We start from the raw sequence: 310 nt of genomic DNA on the forward strand, positions 1-310 counted from the left end.
CCAGCTCGCGTTTAAGATCGAGCAGCAATGGCTAATCACCCGGACGAGCGGCGCGCAGTTGGAGAGGTTCTGACATGATCAGAGGTTTCCTGCTTTTCCCGGCATAGGATATTACGCGAATAGATTCGCGATCTGGAGATCTCTCCTACAGAATCATTCGCCACCGCACCGTGCTTATCGCGATCTGGAGATCGCACGAACAGATTCATGCGCCATCGTACGGTGTGGGAGCGCTCTCCAGATCGCGATTCTTTTCGCGTAATATCCTTTGCCGGGAAATGCAGGAAACCGCTGATCATGTCCGAACCTC

General features: G+C 53.5%; 1 protein-coding gene. It reads right to left on the minus strand.

Annotation, left to right across the window (positions count from 1 at the left end; translation table 11 throughout):
• Positions 1-35: 35 nt before the first annotated feature.
• A partial coding sequence (locus ACEWQZ_RS02350; protein ID WP_476481466.1) for a hypothetical protein occupies positions 36-310 on the minus strand: 275 nt, incomplete at its 5' end.

This window comes from Wenzhouxiangella sp. YN1, assembly GCF_056324145.1.